The following is a 15,971-nucleotide window of genomic DNA, read 5'->3' as shown; positions in this document are numbered from 1 at the left end:
AAGACGAATCCGGCCCCGGCGGTCACCGAGAACACGCTATGACGTTCGAGGGTCCAGTTCCTCGTGTCGTCCCCGGTCCAGTTCCTGAAGTCGTTTGACACAACCACTACGCCCAAGCGAATCTCGAAACCAAGAGAAAGGCGCTGGAACAGGTCGGGGCTCCAGTAACGAACAATCATCCGCCTTCCTGGAAACGGGATGCCAGTCTGCTCGCCTGGCTCGACACTCTTTGAGGCTACGGAAAGGAGAAATAATGTGAAGGACGTGGCCCAAAAATCCGCGAATGATCGTGACCGGGTCGCGTTCCTTCGCATTATCGCGACCTCGCGATTACAGGTCTTATGCGCACCTGCGCATAACACCTGGAAGGCGTCGGCGTAGGCGTCGTAGATCGCCACCTGCCCCGGCGTCAGCCGATGCTCCAGCATCTCGTAGGCGACGCCGTCGAAGGACAGCGAGCGGGCGCTGTAGAGGCCGAGCGCCTTGAGGTCACGGGCCAGCACCTCCATGGCGGCGACGCCACCGGCCTCGATGGCCTGGACGAACTCGGCGCGGGTGGCGAAGGGGAAGTCCGTCCCGCCCCACAGGCCGAGGCGCTGGGCGTAGGCGAGGTTGTGCACGGTGGTGGCGCCGGTGGCCGAAACATAGAGCACGCGGGCGTCCGGCAGGGCGTGCTGGAGGCGCAGCCCGGCGCGGCCCTGCTGCGAGGGGGTGACGGGACCGCCATCCCGGCCGAAGCCGGCGGTGCCGCCGGCGTTGCGCAGGGCGTGGGACTCGTCGAAGACGATGACGCCGTCGAAGTCGCGGCCGAGCCAGTCGACGACCTGTTGGACGCGCGGCACGGCGTTCTCGCCGCCTTCGCCGCGCAGGGTGGCGTAGGTGGTGAAGAGGATGCCGCGTTCCAGTGCCATCGGCACGCCAGGGCGAAAGCGCGATAGCGGGGTCACCAGCAGCCGCTCCTGGCCCAGCGCCGACCAGTCGCGCTGGGCGTCCTCGATCAGGGTGTCGGACTTCGAGACCCAGAGCGCGCGCTGGCGGCCCTTGAGCCAGTTGTCGAGCAGGATGCCGGCGACCTGCCGGCCCTTGCCGGCGCCGGTGCCGTCGCCGAGGAACCAGCCGCGGCGGAAGCGCACCGCCCCCTCGGCCCCCTCCGGTGCGGCCGAGACGGTGTCGAAGGTCTCGTCCACGGTCCAGGAGCCGGCGAGGTGGCCGGTGTGCGCCTCGCCAGCGAGGATGACGCTCTCCAACTGGGCGTCGGAGAGGATGCCGCCGGTGACCAGGGCGGCGGGCAGATGCGGGCGGTAGCGCGGTTTGGGCGGAGCGACCGCGGCCATGGCGGCGGACTGCACCAGCGGCGTCGGGTGTGGCCGGGCACTGGGGAGGACGATGGATTGCAGCGCGTAGGGCTCGTAGATCCCGGTGGTGAGCCGGGCGTCGGCGGGCGGCGTCCAGTCGCGCGTCTCGTAGGTCAGTTCCACCGCCGTCGGCTCCATCGGCGCCACGGTCCTGGGGCTGGGCATCGCCCGGTGCGTCCTCCGCCCTGCCGCAGGCCGGGCCATCATCGACCGGAGCGGCGCTGTGGACGCGGCCATCGGTGCACGGCACGGAACGGCCTGTCGGACCCAGCCCAGCAGCGTCGCGACGTCGGGGGCGGTGCCCAAGGAGGCGGGGACGACGGTCGGGTCCTCGGCCGGGACACGGTCGATGATCGTGAGGCGGGTGTCGACGGTGGTGCCGTGGCGGGCATAGACCCGGCCGTCGATCGCCGCCGAGAAAAGAACCCGGCCGCGCTCCTGCACGCGGACGAAGGCGTCCCGCCACGCCGGATGATCCGGGGACAGCCCAGCCCCGGTGACGGCGACGAGGCGTCCGCCCTCGGCCAGCCGGGCCAGGGCCGCGGCGATGTGCCGGAGCGCGGCGTCGGCCACCCGGCCGTCCACCGCGGCCAGGGCCGAGAAGGGCGGGTTCATCAGCACCACCGTCGGCACCACCGCCGGATCGAGGTGATCGTGCAGGCTGGCGGCGTCGAACCGGGTCACCGGCACGCCGGGAAACAGCCGCTCCAGCAGGCCGGCCCGGCTGTCCGCCAGCTCGTTGAGGGCGAGCGAGGCCCCGGCCAGCTCGGCGAAGATGGCCAGCAGGCCGGTACCGGCGGACGGTTCCAGCACACGGTCGGCCGGGGTCAGCGCCGCGGCCGCGGCGACCGCAGCAGCCAGCGGCAGCGGGGTCGAGAACTGCTGGCGGGCCTGGCTCTCCTCGGAGCGGCGGGTCTGGGACGGCAGCAGCGCCGCCACCCGCGCCAGCAGCGCCGCGAAGGCCGCCGGGTCACCGGCCCGGAGGCGCATGGCGGCGCCGAAGCGACGGAGGAACAGAAGCTGCGCGGCCTCGCCGGCATCGTAGGCCAGCTTCCAGGTCCAGGCGCCCTCGGTGTCGGTGCCGCCGAAAGCCGCCGTCATCGCGGTGCGCAACGCGGTGGTGTCGATGGCGCGCCCACGTTCGAGGTCGGGCAGCAGCCGCTCGGCGACGGCGAACAGGGCAGAGCCCGTGGTCCCGCGTGCGGCGGCCAGGGTGTCCGCGGAGAAGCCGCGGGCATCGGCGATCATGGTCATGGCGAACCTCCGGATGAAGGAAGGGGAGAAAGCGGAGCGGCCGGGCGCCGCTCCGCCACGTCGCGATCAGGCCGCCTCCGCCGACGCCTCCTCTCCCTCATCCTCCGGACCACCGGCGCCGGTCAGGAAGGCGGGCAGAGCATCGGTGCCCGCACCGTCGACAGTGTCGGTGCCGTCAACCGCGCCACCATGACCGGCCACCTCTCCATCCCCGGCCGGCGGCGCTTCCTCCGGCCGGGCGCGCAACGGTTCCGGCAGCCAGCCGCTGCCGGCGAGCAGCCGCTCGGCCTCCTTCGCCATGTCGCCTTTGCGCAGATGGTCGATCAGCCGGGCCGCCTCGGCGCCCCGCGCCTCCCGCACCGCTTCGAGGATGCGCACCTTCGGCACCCGGCCGAGATAGCCGTCCACCGTCGCCGTCCAGCCCGCCGCCACCATGTCCAGCCCGACCGCCCCGGCCAGCACGTCGGCGTGGGCGGCACGCTGCGGCGCCCGGTTCCAGGATTCATACACGGCGTTGACGCCGAGCGAGACGCAGTGGGCGAACAGCGCCGCCCGGCTGTCACCGTCGAACCCCAGCAGCACCGCCCACAGTTCGTCCGGCTCCCGCGGCAACTGCTCGGCCCACAGACGCTGGCGGGTGTCGATCGCCTTCGCCGCGGCGCTGGTGGCGAGGTCCGGCGGCTGCACGCTGAAGGTCGCGCTCTTCACCTCCAGGTCGAGGCAGGAGCCGCTGCCCCGGTGATAGAACAGGCGCAGGCACAGCGCGTGGAGCGCCGCCAGGAAGGCGGTGTCCGGCTCCCGCGCGAGCGCATCGCGCAGCGCCAGGGTGCGGTGGACGCTCAGCTCGGTCAGCAGTCGGTCGGGCAAGGGACGGATGGCGTCCTCCTCGTCCGCACCGTCCGATCCGGTGGCGGGGATCGGCGCGGGTGCCGAGACCCGGCTGCCGCCGCTGATGGCGGCGGGCTGGGCCGCAACGGGGCCGCTGGCACCGCCCGCCGGTTCGGCTGCCGGGGCGTCGTTGCTGCCGGCCACCGGCACCGGCTCGACCGGCGCCTCGTCCTCCGGACGGACATAGCCGCGATCGATCTGAAGCCGGCCCTCGGCGTCGACGCTGACGAACACCCCGGCCCGCGCCACCTCGGCCGACTCGAAGACCAGCGGCCGCTCCTCCAATTCCCGCAGCGCGACGTCGATGGCGTTGAGCCGCTGCGCCGACGCTTCCAGCGCCTCCAGGTCGGCCGGGTCGGTGGCCTCCAGTTGCTCGTACTCGGCGTGCAGCGCGTCGTAGGTCGCCTGCTCGGCCTCGGTCAGCGGCACCGGCTCGCCGGCCAGACGGCGCAGGCTCCGGCTGTGCCCGTAGGGGAAGGCCAACGCCACCTCCACCCACTTCCAGCCCTCGGCCCGGATGGTGGCGGCCTCGGCCTCCAGTTTCTCCGCCACCAGCCGGTCGAGCAGCGCCGGGTCCTGCAACCAGCCGCCGTCGTCGTGCTGGAACAGGTCGCGCATCACCATGCCGCCGGCCGCCACGTAGGCCTCGACGCCGACGAACAGCGCCCGCTTGTCGGAGGCGCGCACCGCCCCCTCGGTGAGCAGCCGGCGGATTTGGTAGGGCTCCCGGCTGTAGGCGCGCGACAGCGTCTCCCACACCTGCTCCTGGCGCGCCCGGTCGTCGGTGACGGTGAAGGCTGTCAACTGCTCCAGCGTCATCCGCTCCTCGGCGTAGGCGTCGAGCAGCGCCGGCGCGACGGCGGCCAGCTTGAGGCGCTGCTTCACCACCGCGGGGGAGACGAAGAAGCGGGCGGCGATCTCCTCCTCGCCAAGCCCGGCCTCGCGCAGGGTCTGGAAGGCGCGGAACTGGTCGAGCGGGTGCAGCGGGGCGCGCTGCACATTCTCGGCCAGCGAGTCCTCCTCGGCCAAACCAGCGTCCCGGACGACGCAGGGCACCGGCTGGGTCTTGCTCATGCGCTTCTGCTTGACCAGCAGTTCCAGCGCCCGGAAGCGACGCCCGCCGACCGGCACCTCGAAGACGCCGGTCTCGGCCCCCTCGGCGTCGAGCACGGGGCGGACGGCGAGGCCGTGCAGCAGGGTGCGGCGGGCGATGTCCTCGGCGAGGTCCTCGATGGAGACGCCGGCCTTGACCTTGCGGACGTTGGCCTGGGACAGCACCAGCTTGTTGAAGGGGATGTCGCGCGAGGGGCTGAGAACGATCTTGGGCGTCGCCATGGTGGTCTTCTCCGCGACGGGCAGCCGGGAGCCTGTCTCTCGACCTTCTCACCCGTCACCCCGATCCCCTCCCTCCTCTTCCTCTACGTGTCCCCGGACGAACGGGATGAGCATGCGCAGCCGGACCGGCGCCTCCGGTTCCGGCATGGCACGCAACGCAACGGGGACCAGCATCACGCCGCCTCCCGCGCAGCGCCGGCCACCGGGGTATCGTCGGGCAGGAGGCCGAGCAGATAATCGGCAGCCTTGCTCGCCTGGCTGGCGGCGCGGACGATGGCGTGGTCGTCGTTGCGCAGCACGTCCAACCAGGCACCGATGTAGTCGGCGTGACGGACGGTGGGCACGATGCCGAGTGCGGCGCAGAGGAAGGCCGAGGCGATCTCCGCCACTAACTCCTCGACGGCATACTTGCGCGAACCGAAGGAGCCCGACAGATCGCGGCCCAGGCGGGCCGGGTGGCCGGTGCTGTGCCCCAGTTCGTGGAGCGCGGTGCGGTGCCAGTTGACCGGCTCGAAGAAGCTCTGCGGAGGCGGCACCTGCACGTAATCGTGCTGGAGGTGATAGAAGGCCCGGGCGCCGCCGATACGGACATCGACACCGCTGGCGCGGATCAGTGCCTCGGCCCGCGGCAGGATCAGCCCTTCCGGGACCGGTGGCGGCACCGAGGCAATGTTCTCGGGCAGGCCGTCGCACTGCTCGGTGTTGAAGACGGTGAAGCGCTTCAGGAAAGGAATGGGCTGGGCATCGTCTCCCTCCTCGCGTGCCCGATGGCGCTCCCGATCCGGGATGAAGCGGTCGGCGTACACGACGGTGGTGCCGCGTTCGCCCTTGCGGACGTTGCCGCCGAGCGTCTGGGCCTGCCGGTAGGTGAGCCACGTCTGGCCGGAGAAGCCGCCGGCGAAGACGGCGCCCCACAGGATCAGGACGTTGATCCCCGAATAGGCCCTCCCGGAAGAGGCGTTGCGCGGCAGGCCGAGGGAGGCGGTGTCCGCGCTCCCCCAGGGCTGCACCCAGGGCAACCGGCCGGCTTCCAGTTCGGCAATGATGCGGGTGGTGATTTCGGCGTACAGGCTGGTGCGTTCACCACCGGAGCGGGCGGTTCGAGAGGCATCGGTCATGGCGGGTCTCCGCGATGGGCCAGCCGGAGGCCTCTCCTCCAGCCTTTCAGCCCGTCACGGTCTCCCCCTTCGCCCCTCTCCCTTTTTCCGCAGTGCTTGTGCAGCGACGCTCCGTCGCCCAGGCGTCAAGATCTTCGACCGCGTAGCGGACCCACTTCCCGAACTTGTAGAATGCCGGACCACCGCCGAGTGACCGGTAGCATTCGAGCGTGTGCGGCGTCAGCGTCAGGTAACGGGCCGCCGCTTCGGTATCGACAAAACGGATCGGCCCGGCTTCGTCGGCGAACTGGGCACGCTGGATCGTATCCGGCGTCGGCCACCGCCGCTGCTCAACATCCTTCTTCTCACGCATCGTTCGCCTCCCCTGCCAACTTGCCATTCTTGCCGCTGCGCTTCGTCCCCGGCGGCAGTGCACGGTTGGCCCCGGCCCGATGGCGGAACGGACGGTAGTTCCCGACCCTCGTCCGGGACGTGTATTGGCCATCGTCATAGCCGAGCGGCTTCTCGCCGGCCGACTCGGGAGCTTCGGACACAAGGAGCGGTTCGGCATCCGGCAGGACGGGAGGAGGCGGAACAGGTTCCGGCGGGAGCGCCGCTGTCCGGGAAGGCCGGCGACCAGTAATGACGCTCTTCCGGCGTTCCGCCACCGCCTCGGCCGCGAACCGGATCGGATCGTCCTCGGTGTGGACGTAGCGCATGAACATGGTCACCGTCTTGTGGGCGGTCAGGACCATACCGACCTTCAGCGGCACGCCAGAATTGGCGATGTCCGTCGCGGCCCGATGCCGGATACCGTGGGTGCCGATGTGCGGGAGGCCCGCCCGCTTCAGGATGCGCTTCCACCCTTGATAGTAGGTATTCTTGCTCATGGGCATGGTCGGGTCGAAGATGGACGGGCAAACGTAGGGGGAATCCTCCATGCGCGGGGCGGCTTCGAGGATGCGGAGCGCTTCGGCGCTGATCGGCTTCGACATCCCGCCGGTCTTGCTGTCGGGCCAGACGACACGGCTGTTCGGGAAATCGATCCAGGACCATTCGAGCTGCACGATCTCCGACATGCGGGCGGCGAATTCGAACTGAAGGCGGATCGCCAGGGTGAGGAAGGGATGTTCCAGCCCCTCGGCGTCCGCCTGCTCCAGGTAGGCATACAGCTTCTTCAGCTCGGGATCGGTGATCAGCCGGGTCTTGCCACGCTCGGGGTATTTGGGAATGTGCCGGCACGGGTTGGAGCCATCCGGCCGATATCCCCAGACCTCGGCCAGGTTGAACATCTTGCGCAGACAGGAGAGCACCCGGTTCGCGTTGATCGGTGACCGTTCCATCCGCTTCATGAGCGCGGTCACGTCGGCCCGGGTCACGTCCGCGACCTTCAGGTGCCCCAGCGCCGGAACGATGTGGGTCCTGACGTATCCGCGGTTGGTGCGGATGGTGGCTGGCTTGTTCCGGGTCTCGGAGTAGTCGCTGATGAACTGGTTGCACAGCTCCGCCATGGTGGGCGCCTTCCGGGCGGCGGATCGCTCGGCGCTCGGGTCGCCGCCCTTGCGCACGTCGGCCAGCCAGTCCTGGGCGATGGAGCGTGCCTGCTCGACGGTGATCTCGCCGAAGCGCCCGATGGCGGGCTTGCGGCGCTGGCCGCTGCCGGTGGTGTACTGCACCATGAAGATTTTCCGGCCGGCTGGGGTGACCTTCAGCAGAAAACCCGGTACGATGGTGTCGCGGAGTTCGTAGTCCTTGTCCCTGACGATTGCGGTGTCGACGGCGGTCTTGGTGAGCTTCAGTTTCGGCATCCTACCCTCCGGAGGGCCGAATTCCAGGAGCAACATAGGAGCATCCAGAAATCCAGCCATGGCGTGGTTCCGGCTAGGACAGGATGAATGTACGAGCGAAAAAATCCAGATGGATCAAGTCGTTATCGTACAATATCGCAGCGCCGGATAAGAATAGGATAGCCTTGATTGAACGGCTCAAAATCCGCCGTCCTTACGGATATGTCGGTTCGAGTCCGACCGCCCGCACCACCCTTTCTCCTGTGCTTGTCCTCCGGACCGCCGCAAGGTCACATCCGCTCCCACCTCCTGTTTCCGTCAAGAACCCCCTGACTGGGGATGATGACCGGAGGATTCGACCATGCAGATCACTCGGGTTGGCACCCAGCCATCCGTCACGGGACCGGCTGACTGGTTCACCGGCACTGTCCGCATCGACCCCCTCGTTCAGGCCGAAGCTCCGGCCCGCACCGCGGCGGCCAGCGTCACCTTCGAACCCGGCGCCCGCACGGCGTGGCACACCCACCCCCTGGGGCAGACCCTGATCGTCACCGCCGGTTTCGGCCGGGTCCAGCGCGAGGGCGGTCCCATCGAGGAGATCCGTCCCGGCGACGTCGTCTGGTTTCCCCCCGGCGAGAAGCACTGGCACGGCGCGTCGCCGACCATGTTCATGACCCACATCGCCATCCAGGAGCAGCTGGACGGCAAGGCCGTCGACTGGATGGAGAAGGTCACCGACGAACAGTATGGGGCGTAAGGCGGCGGCAACGCCCCCAAAACCTCATTGCCTTTGCGGGCTTGTTCCAAAGTCCAATTCGGCGGCCCGACCCAGCCTCCTAAAATGCGTGGCATCGACCGCCGCCGCGACCGGCGCCGCGGGTTTTTGGCTGGGGAGCCACCTCACATGACTGTTTCCAAACTCGTCATCGCCGCCGCCCTTCTGCTCGCCGCCGGCGCAGCCAACGCCGAAAGCGGGCCGCAGCCCAAGACAGCCGAGGAAGCCGCCGGCAAGCAGATCTTCCATCAGTGCGCGGCCTGCCACTCGCTGGATTCCAGCAAGAACGCCTTCGGCCCGAGCCTGTACAACGTCGTCGGACGCAAGGCCGGCTCGATCCCGCGCTTCGACTATTCCAACGCGCTGAAAGCGTCCAACATCACCTGGACCGAAGACAACCTGCGCCACTGGATCGCTGGCAACGACAATTTCGTGCCGGGCACCCGCATGCGGCACGTCGCCATCACCGACCCGGCGGAGCAGGACTATCTGATCGCCTTCCTGAAGTCGCTGAAGCAGTAAGCATCGAAAAGCCGGTTACGGTGCGGCGACCGGAACCGGCTTCCCATCCTCGGTCGGCAGGCCGGCCTCGGCCCAGCCGTCCGCCCCGTCGCGGTACCAGAGGACGCGGCGGTAGCCCATCTCCAGGGCGCGCTTGCCCGCGTTCCACGACATCCAGCAATCCGCCAGACAGTAGAACAGCAGGCCGCGTCCGCGGTCGCCGCCGGTCAGCCGCTCCAGATTGACCCGAAAATAGCCGTCCAGTTCCGGTGTCAGCGCCCCGAGCCCGACGTTGGGCAGCCAGACGCTGCCGGGGATTTGCGCAAAGGGCTTCGGCACCAGCCAAGGACCGCCGGGCAGCGTGCTGCGGTCCAGCTTCATCACGTTGATGGGAAGAGCCGCACCCGTCTCCACCAGCGCGCGGGCCCGCGCCGTGTCCACCGTCTCGGCCCCGGGCAGCGAGGCCGGGGTCGGCGACCGGTATTCGGTCATCCGGTAGCCGTCCGGCACCGGAACCACGTCCGCCGCGGCGACTCCCCCCGGCCCGGCCAGCAAGAGCGCCAGCCCGGCGGCGCCCAGCCATCCTGCGCGCACCACGTTCCCTCCCCGATTGTTCTGCGGCATCCACGAAATCCCCCCGTGCCCGACAGGGTCAAGTTGCCCGATAGTCGAATACCGGGGACCGGCGGACGGGGCCTAAGCTCAGCGTTCGCCATCGTGGGATTCCCGCGTTCCGCTGCGCCACCGCACCGCAGAGGCCTGCCTTGCAAACGACCGCAGGACGCATCATCATCAGGCTAGGGGGACAGGGGTGGCTAGACCCCTGCCTCCCGGCCCGATCCTTAGCGGTTCAGGAGATCAAGGATGCCTTTGATCACCCGAAGCAGCAGGATCAGGAGAGTGAGGATCTTTTCCATCCTCGACGCCTCCTTGTGATGGGACACGGGCGGTGGCCGATCCGCCGCCCGGTCCACCACGCAACCATGACGCGGCCCAACTCTCATACAAATGCAATTTTTGACGCAGGGGCAGTGCCATGCGCCTGATGCCCCTCGTCCGGCTCCTGCTGGTCCTGGCTTTGGTCGGCATCGCCACGCTGGCGCGTGCGGCGGACCGGCCTGCGGTGACCATCGGGGTGCTGAAGTTCGGCACGGTCAGCTGGGAGCTGGACGTCATCCGCCACCACCGGCTGGACGAGGCCGCCGGCTTCGAGCTGAAGCTGATGGAACTGGCGAGCGGCCAAGCGGCGCAGATCGCCCTGCAGGGCGGGGCGGTGGACATGATCGCCAGCGACTGGCTGTGGGTGGCCCGCCAACGCGCGGCGGGGGCCGACCTGACCTTCATTCCCCATTCCGCGGCGGTCGGCGCGCTGATGGTGCCGGCGACCTCGCCCATCGCCTCCGTCGCCGACCTGAAGGGCCGGCGCATCGGCGTCGCCGGAACCCCCATCGACAAGAGCTGGCTGCTGCTGAAGGCGCTGGCCCGCGACCAATACGCGCTCGACCTCGACGCCGCGGCGACTCCAGTCTTCGCCGCCCCTCCCCTGCTGAACCAGAAGGCCGCGACGGGGGAGCTGGACGCGGTTCTGAATTTCTGGCCCTACGCCGCCCGTCTCCAGGCGGCGGGGATGCGGACGGTCATCGGGGTGGACGGGATGATGCGGGATCTCGGCCTGTCGGCCCAGGTGCCGGCGGTCGGCTTCGTCTTCCACGAGGGATGGGCCAGGGCCAACCCGGCGGCGCTCGACGCCTTCGTCGCCGCCTCGCGCAAGGCCAAGGCGATCATGGCGCAATCGGACGCGGAATGGGACCGGCTGCGCCCGCTGATGAAGGCGGAGGACGAGGCCACCTGGGCGGCGCTGCGCGACCAGTTCCGCGCCGGCATCCCGCAGCGCTGGACGGAAGAGGAGCGGGAGGCCGCGGCCAGGCTCTACGGGCTGATGGCCAAGCTCGGCGGGCGGGAGCTGGTCGGCAACGCCATGGCCCTGCCGGACGGCACCTTCTGGCCGGGGGTCCGCTTCTGATGCGGTGGCGGCGGCTGGCCCCGGTCCTGTCGCTGGCTCTGCTGGTCGGGCTGTGGGCCGTCGCCGCGGAGCTGGCCGCCAGCCGCAGCCTGCCCGGCCCCGCCGCCGTGCTGTCCGTCCTGATCCGCGAGGCGGCAGACGGCGCGCTGTTCCATCACCTGGGGATCACGCTGGCGCGCATGGCCGCGGCCTTCGTCATTGCCATGTCCATCGGGTCGGCGCTGGGCATCCTGCTCGGCCGCTCGGCCACCGCCGACCGGCTGTTCGGGCTGTGGCTGACTGTGTTCCTGAACATCCCGGCGCTGGTCGTCATCGTGCTCGCCTATGTCTGGTTCGGCCTGACCGAGGCGGCGGCGGTCGGCGCGGTCGCCGTCAACAAGATCCCCAACGTCGTGGTCGTCCTGCGCGAAGGGACGCGCGCCATCGACGAGCAGTATGTCGAGATGGCGCGGACCTTCCGCATGGCGCGGTCGGACGTGCTGCGCCATGTGCTGCTGCCCCAGCTCACCCCCTACTTCGCCGCGGCGGCGCGGTCCGGCCTTGCGCTGATCTGGAAGATCGTGCTGGTGGTCGAGCTTCTGGGCCGCAGCGACGGGGTGGGATTCCAGATTCACCTCTACTTCCAGATGTTCGATGTGGCCGGCATTCTTGCGTACACCGTCGCCTTCGTGGCCGTCGTCCAACTTCTCGAGCTGTGCGTCCTGCAACCCGTCGAGCAGCGGCTCACCCGCTGGCGGCCGGTGCGCGCTGAGGCTTGAGATCCGCTCCAAGCGCTTCGCCGGGCGGGAGGTCATCCGTGGCCTGTCTCTGGCGGCCGCGCCGGGCGAATTCCTGGCGCTGGTCGGCCCGTCCGGCTGCGGCAAGACGACCGCGCTGACCATCGCCGCCGGGCTGGACCGTGATTTCGACGGAACGTTGGACTTCGGCGGGCCGGAGCCGGTGCTGGGCTGCGTCTTCCAGACGCCCCGCCTGCTGCCCTGGCGCACGGTGCGGCAGAACGTGGCGCTGGTGCTGCCCAAGGCCCGGCGGAGCGACGGGACGGCGGAGCGCTGGCTGGCCGCCATGGGTCTGGAGGCGGTGGCCGACGAGTTTCCGGGCCGCCTGTCCGGCGGCATGGCGCGGCGGGTGGCCCTGGCCCGCGCCTTCGCGGTGGAGCCGGGCCTGCTGCTGATGGACGAGCCCTTCGTCTCGCTGGACGAGCCGACGGCGCAGCGGATGCGCGCCCTCCTCACGACGATGCTGGAGCGGTCCCCGGCCACCGTGCTGTTCGTCACCCACAATCTGCGCGAGGCGATCCAACTGGCCGACCGCATCCTGGTGATGGCCCCCGGCCCGACGCGGGTTGCGGCGGAGGTGCCGCTAAAAACGCCGCGCGCCTTGCGCGACGACGCGCTGGTCGAGCGCGTGCGGGCGGAGCTGCTGGCCCGGCCCGATCCGGCCTTCCGGCTGCTCGCCTGACTCTTTCGCCGAAACTGTGAAGCGGCTCACACCCGCCGCCGTCCGCCGGGCGCAGTCTGTCCCGTTGCGACGAAACCGGCGGAGACGACGATGCGCACCCTGTTTCTTCCCCTGATTCTGCTGGGCGCCGGCTTGGTGCTTCTGTCCGGCGCGGCGCGCGCCGGGGAGATCGTGATCCTCGACCAGCACGGTCCCGGCCCCAACCACGCGGACCGGTCGCGCGATCTGGCGATCATCGGCGATTCCGCCACCGGGTCCTCCATCGTCATCATCGAGCGGACGACGCGCGACGAGCAGCTCGGGCGGCGCGACCCCGGCCTGGAGGCCCGGCGCGCCGTGCGCAAGGCGGAGGCGAAGCGGCGCAGCAAGGACAAGGACTGGGCGGATTGGGCGGAGTTCGACGGCCACAGCCTGGACGGCTTCGGCTGGCTCGACGGCCCGGTGCCGCTCGGCTTCGGGCGGGGCGACCCGGGACAGGAGGCGGCGCGCGCCGCCGCGGATGCGCGGCGGATGCGGAACCGTTAGGCAAAGCCCCGCAAGGCTATCGCCATCGACGCTCCATCCCTCTCCCGCCTCTCGCGCCCGGATACGGGCGCTGCCGGCGTCAGGCGGCCCTTGGCCGCCGAGAGCCCCGGGAGAGGGTGCCCACGCAGTGGGCGGGTGAGGGTCGTGCGAGGATCAAGCCATCAATCCTTGGCGGCACCCTCACCCTTCCCGCGCTTCGCGCGGGCCCCTTCCCTCTCCCGGGGCGGGAGAGGGAACCTCATATGCCGAAGCGGGCCTTTTCCAGTTGCAGGCGGTTGGCGAAGACCACGGCCTGGGTGCGGCTGTAGACCTTCAGTTTTTGCAGGATCGCCGAGACGTGGGCCTTCACGGTGGTTTCCGTGATGCTCAGCTCATAGGCGATTTCCTTGTTCAGCTTGCCGGTGCCCAGCATCTCCAGCACGCGGAGCTGCTGCGCCGTCAGGGTGGACAGGCGGCGGGCGATCTCCGCTGTTTCCTCGTCCTCCGCCGCAGCCCCCTCCTCGACGGAGGCCGGCAGATAGACCTCCCCGGCCAGGATCTGGCGCAGCGCGCCGGCGATGGCGTCCCGCGGCGTCGATTTGGGGATGAAGCCGGCGGCGCCGCAGCGCACCGCCTCCAGCATCACCTTGCGGTCCTCGTGCGCCGAGACGACGGCGACGGGGATGGCCGGGAAGCGGCGGCGCAGGGCGATCAGCCCGGTCAGCCCGTTCATGCCCGGCATGTTGAGGTCGAGCAGGACGAGGTCCGGCTCCCCCTTGCCGCCGTGCATGGAGTCGAGGATGGAGATGGTCTCGTCCAGGCAACCGGCCTCGTGGATCTCCTGCGCCTGGCAGGAATAGAGGACGGCGCTGCGCAGGGCGTCGCGCACCAGCGGATGATCGTCCGCAATCAGAATTCGGCTCATGGCGTGGTTCCCACGCTCATCGTTTCGGGGCGTTTCCGGGTCCGATCATGCCGGACTGTTCAAGAATGCGCAAGGACGGGAACGGGTATTCCCCAAAACAGACGATCGTAGGCAATTCCGTTTTAAATCCATGCCCAAATCCTCTTGCAAGCGGTTCGCAAGAAAAGACGGCCCGAAGTTTTCGGGCCGCCCTTTCCTGGTCCGGTCATGGCACGGGGCTTCCCCGTCAGGCCTTCGGCAGCTTGAAGACCCAGAGCGAGCCGCCCTGGTTGATGTCCTTGACCAGCTTGGCGACGTCGCCGCCCCACAGCGGCACCGCACCGCCCCAGCCGGAGACCACGGCCACATACTGCTCGCCGTCCTGTTCCCAGGTGACCGGGGAGCCGACGACGCCGGAGCCGGTGTTGAACTTCCAGACCTCCTTGCCGGACTTCGCGTCGAACGCCTTCAGGTAGCCTTCCGGCGTGCCGGTGAAGACGAGGTTGCCGCCGGTGGTCAGCACGCCGCCCCACAGCGGCGCCGGGTTCTTGTATTCCCAGACGATTTTGCCGGTCTTCGGGTCGATGGCGCGCAGCGCGCCGATGTAGTCGTCATAGAGCGGCTTGATGGTGAAGCCGGCGCCCAGATAGGCGGCACCCTTCTTGTAGGTGATCGGCTCGTTCCAGATGTCCATGCCCCACTCGTTGGCCGGGACGTAGAACAGCTCGGTCGCCGGGCTGTAGGCCATGGGCATCCAGTTCTTGGCGCCGAGGAAGGCCGGGGCGGCGAAGACCGACTTGCCCTTCTCCGCGCCGACCGGGGTGCCCGGACGGTTGTCGTCGTTGTAGACCGGCCGCCCGGTCTTCACGTCGATCTCCTTGGCCCAGGTGATCTTGGTGACGAAGGGCGAGGCGCTCAGCAGCTTCCCGTTGGTGCGGTCGAGCACGTAGAAGAAGCCGTTGCGGTCGGCCTTGGCGCCGGCCTTGATGGTCTGGCCGTCCTTCTTGAGGTCGAAGGAGACCAACTCGTTCACGCCGTCGAAGTCCCAGCCGTCGTGCGGCGTGGTCTGATAGTGCCACTTGATGTCGCCGTTGGCCGGGTCGATGGCCAGCGTCGAGGAGGTGTAGAGATTGTCGCCCGGACGCAGGTGCGAGTTCCAGGGCGCCGGGTTGCCGGTGCCGAAGAACAGCGTCTTGGTTTCCGGGTCGTAGGTGCCGCCCAGCCAGGTGGCGCCGCCGCCGGTCTTATAGAGATCGCCCGACCAGCTGGCGTTCATCACGCCGGTCATGGTCGATTCCTTGCCATTGAGGGTGCCCATGTTGCCCTCGATGGTCGGGCGCTGCCAGACCAGCTCGCCCGTCTCGGCATCGCGCGCCTCGACCATGCCGATGATGCCGAACTCGCCGCCGGAATTGCCGGTGATGACCTTGCCGTCGACGATCAACGGGGCGGCGGTGGCCGAGTAGCCGGCCTTGTAGTCCTCGATCTTCTTCGACCAGACGACCTTGCCGGTGTCCTTGTTCAGCGCGACCAGACGGGCGTCCAGCGTCGCGAAGTAGATCTTGTCCTTGTAGAGCGCGGCGCCGCGGTTCACCACGTCGCAGCAGGGCATGATGCCTTCGGGCAGGCGGTGGTCGTACTGCCACTTCTTCTGCCCGGTCTTCACGTCCACGGCGTAGAGGCGCGAGTAGGAGCCGGTGACGTAGATCGTGCCGTCATGGATGATCGGCTGCGACTCCTGCCCGCGCTGCTTCTCGCCACCGAAGGAGAAGGACCACACCGGCACCAGTCCCTTGACGGTGTCCGGGTTCAGCTTGTCGAGCGGGCTGAAGCGCTGCGCCTGGGGACCCATGCCGTAGGTCAGGACGTCGCCCGTCGACGTGGCGTCGTTCAGCAGGTCGTCGTTGCCCGGCCCTCCAGCGACCGGCGCGGCGGCCAGCGCTGGGCCGCTCAGGCCAAGGCCGGCGGCCATGGCGCTTGCAAGAAGGCAGGTGCGGAAGAGACGCTTCATGGTGCGGATACCTCCCAGGGGAATGGACAGCCGGAGGCGCGGGCAGAGATCATTCGCAGACGAATTGGCGGAATCCGTC

The 15,971-nt window shown here is 69.3% G+C and carries 14 protein-coding genes; 6 read left to right on the top strand and 8 right to left on the bottom strand.

The genetic code is table 11. The features are described from left to right. From ACFPMG_RS14070 to ACFPMG_RS14050, 5 genes are all read right to left on the bottom strand, one after another. Window positions 1-2,609, bottom strand: a 2,609-nt coding sequence (locus ACFPMG_RS14070; protein ID WP_376995716.1) for a strawberry notch-like NTP hydrolase domain-containing protein, incomplete at its 3' end; no start/stop codon positions are given. A 66-nt stretch (window positions 2,610-2,675) separates the two neighbouring features. Beyond that, window positions 2,676-4,832 (bottom strand): ParB/RepB/Spo0J family partition protein, encoded by a 2,157-nt coding sequence (locus ACFPMG_RS14065; protein WP_376995715.1) that lies wholly within the window; start codon window positions 4,830-4,832, stop codon window positions 2,676-2,678. A 173-nt stretch (window positions 4,833-5,005) separates the two neighbouring features. Continuing rightward, complete coding sequence (locus ACFPMG_RS14060) at window positions 5,006-5,950, bottom strand: ArdC family protein (protein WP_376995714.1); 945 nt, start codon at window positions 5,948-5,950, stop codon at window positions 5,006-5,008. A 46-nt stretch (window positions 5,951-5,996) separates the two neighbouring features. Further along, window positions 5,997-6,302: a helix-turn-helix domain-containing protein gene (locus tag ACFPMG_RS14055; protein ID WP_376995713.1), complete on the bottom strand. Its 306-nt coding sequence runs from the start codon at window positions 6,300-6,302 to the stop codon at window positions 5,997-5,999. Then, window positions 6,295-7,737: a tyrosine-type recombinase/integrase gene (locus ACFPMG_RS14050; RefSeq protein ID WP_465252020.1), complete on the bottom strand. Its 1,443-nt coding sequence runs from the start codon at window positions 7,735-7,737 to the stop codon at window positions 6,295-6,297. The genes ACFPMG_RS14055 and ACFPMG_RS14050 overlap by 8 nt, the downstream gene beginning before the upstream one ends. A 340-nt stretch (window positions 7,738-8,077) precedes the next feature. Between ACFPMG_RS14050 and ACFPMG_RS14045 the strand changes: the two genes are divergently transcribed. Together ACFPMG_RS14045 and ACFPMG_RS14040 are read left to right on the top strand one after the other, a co-directional pair. Next, window positions 8,078-8,473 (top strand): (R)-mandelonitrile lyase, encoded by a 396-nt coding sequence (locus ACFPMG_RS14045; protein ID WP_376995712.1) that lies wholly within the window; start codon window positions 8,078-8,080, stop codon window positions 8,471-8,473. Window positions 8,474-8,620: 147 nt separating this feature from the next. Further along, entirely contained in the window at window positions 8,621-9,013 is a 393-nt protein-coding gene (locus ACFPMG_RS14040) for a c-type cytochrome (protein WP_376995710.1), read from the top strand. Between the two features lie 15 nt (window positions 9,014-9,028). Here the strand turns inward: ACFPMG_RS14040 and ACFPMG_RS14035 are convergent, their stop codons facing one another. Then, window positions 9,029-9,616, bottom strand: a complete 588-nt coding sequence (locus tag ACFPMG_RS14035) for a PQQ-dependent catabolism-associated CXXCW motif protein (RefSeq protein WP_376995709.1) — start codon at window positions 9,614-9,616, stop codon at window positions 9,029-9,031. 412 nt (window positions 9,617-10,028) lie between these two features. On the opposite strand from ACFPMG_RS14035, the gene ACFPMG_RS14030 reads away from it, so the two are divergent. The 4 genes from ACFPMG_RS14030 (at window position 10,029) to ACFPMG_RS14015 (ending at window position 12,998) form a co-directional block, all read left to right on the top strand. After that, window positions 10,029-11,015 (top strand): ABC transporter substrate-binding protein, encoded by a 987-nt coding sequence (locus tag ACFPMG_RS14030; protein WP_376995708.1) that lies wholly within the window; start codon window positions 10,029-10,031, stop codon window positions 11,013-11,015. Next, window positions 11,015-11,773, top strand: a complete 759-nt coding sequence (locus ACFPMG_RS14025) for an ABC transporter permease (protein WP_137114981.1) — start codon at window positions 11,015-11,017, stop codon at window positions 11,771-11,773. Before ACFPMG_RS14030 ends, ACFPMG_RS14025 begins: the two co-directional genes overlap by 1 nt. Continuing rightward, window positions 11,664-12,473: an ABC transporter ATP-binding protein gene (locus ACFPMG_RS14020; RefSeq protein WP_376995707.1), complete on the top strand. Its 810-nt coding sequence runs from the start codon at window positions 11,664-11,666 to the stop codon at window positions 12,471-12,473. The genes ACFPMG_RS14025 and ACFPMG_RS14020 overlap by 110 nt, the downstream gene beginning before the upstream one ends. A 90-nt stretch (window positions 12,474-12,563) precedes the next feature. Next, complete coding sequence (locus ACFPMG_RS14015; RefSeq protein ID WP_376995706.1) at window positions 12,564-12,998, top strand: hypothetical protein; 435 nt, start codon at window positions 12,564-12,566, stop codon at window positions 12,996-12,998. A 238-nt stretch (window positions 12,999-13,236) separates the two neighbouring features. On the opposite strand, the gene ACFPMG_RS14010 is transcribed toward ACFPMG_RS14015, so the two are convergent. Further along, window positions 13,237-13,902 (bottom strand): response regulator, encoded by a 666-nt coding sequence (locus tag ACFPMG_RS14010; protein ID WP_014241328.1) that lies wholly within the window; start codon window positions 13,900-13,902, stop codon window positions 13,237-13,239. A 226-nt stretch (window positions 13,903-14,128) separates the two neighbouring features. Further along, window positions 14,129-15,892 (bottom strand): methanol/ethanol family PQQ-dependent dehydrogenase, encoded by a 1,764-nt coding sequence (locus tag ACFPMG_RS14005; protein WP_376995704.1) that lies wholly within the window; start codon window positions 15,890-15,892, stop codon window positions 14,129-14,131. Between the last annotated feature and the right edge of the window lie 79 nt (window positions 15,893-15,971).

It is taken from the genome of Azospirillum himalayense, assembly GCF_042657465.1.
Lineage (GTDB): Bacteria > Pseudomonadota > Alphaproteobacteria > Azospirillales > Azospirillaceae > Azospirillum > Azospirillum himalayense.
Note: the sequence above shows the minus strand (reverse complement) of the source record. Positions and strands in the feature narration are given on the sequence as shown.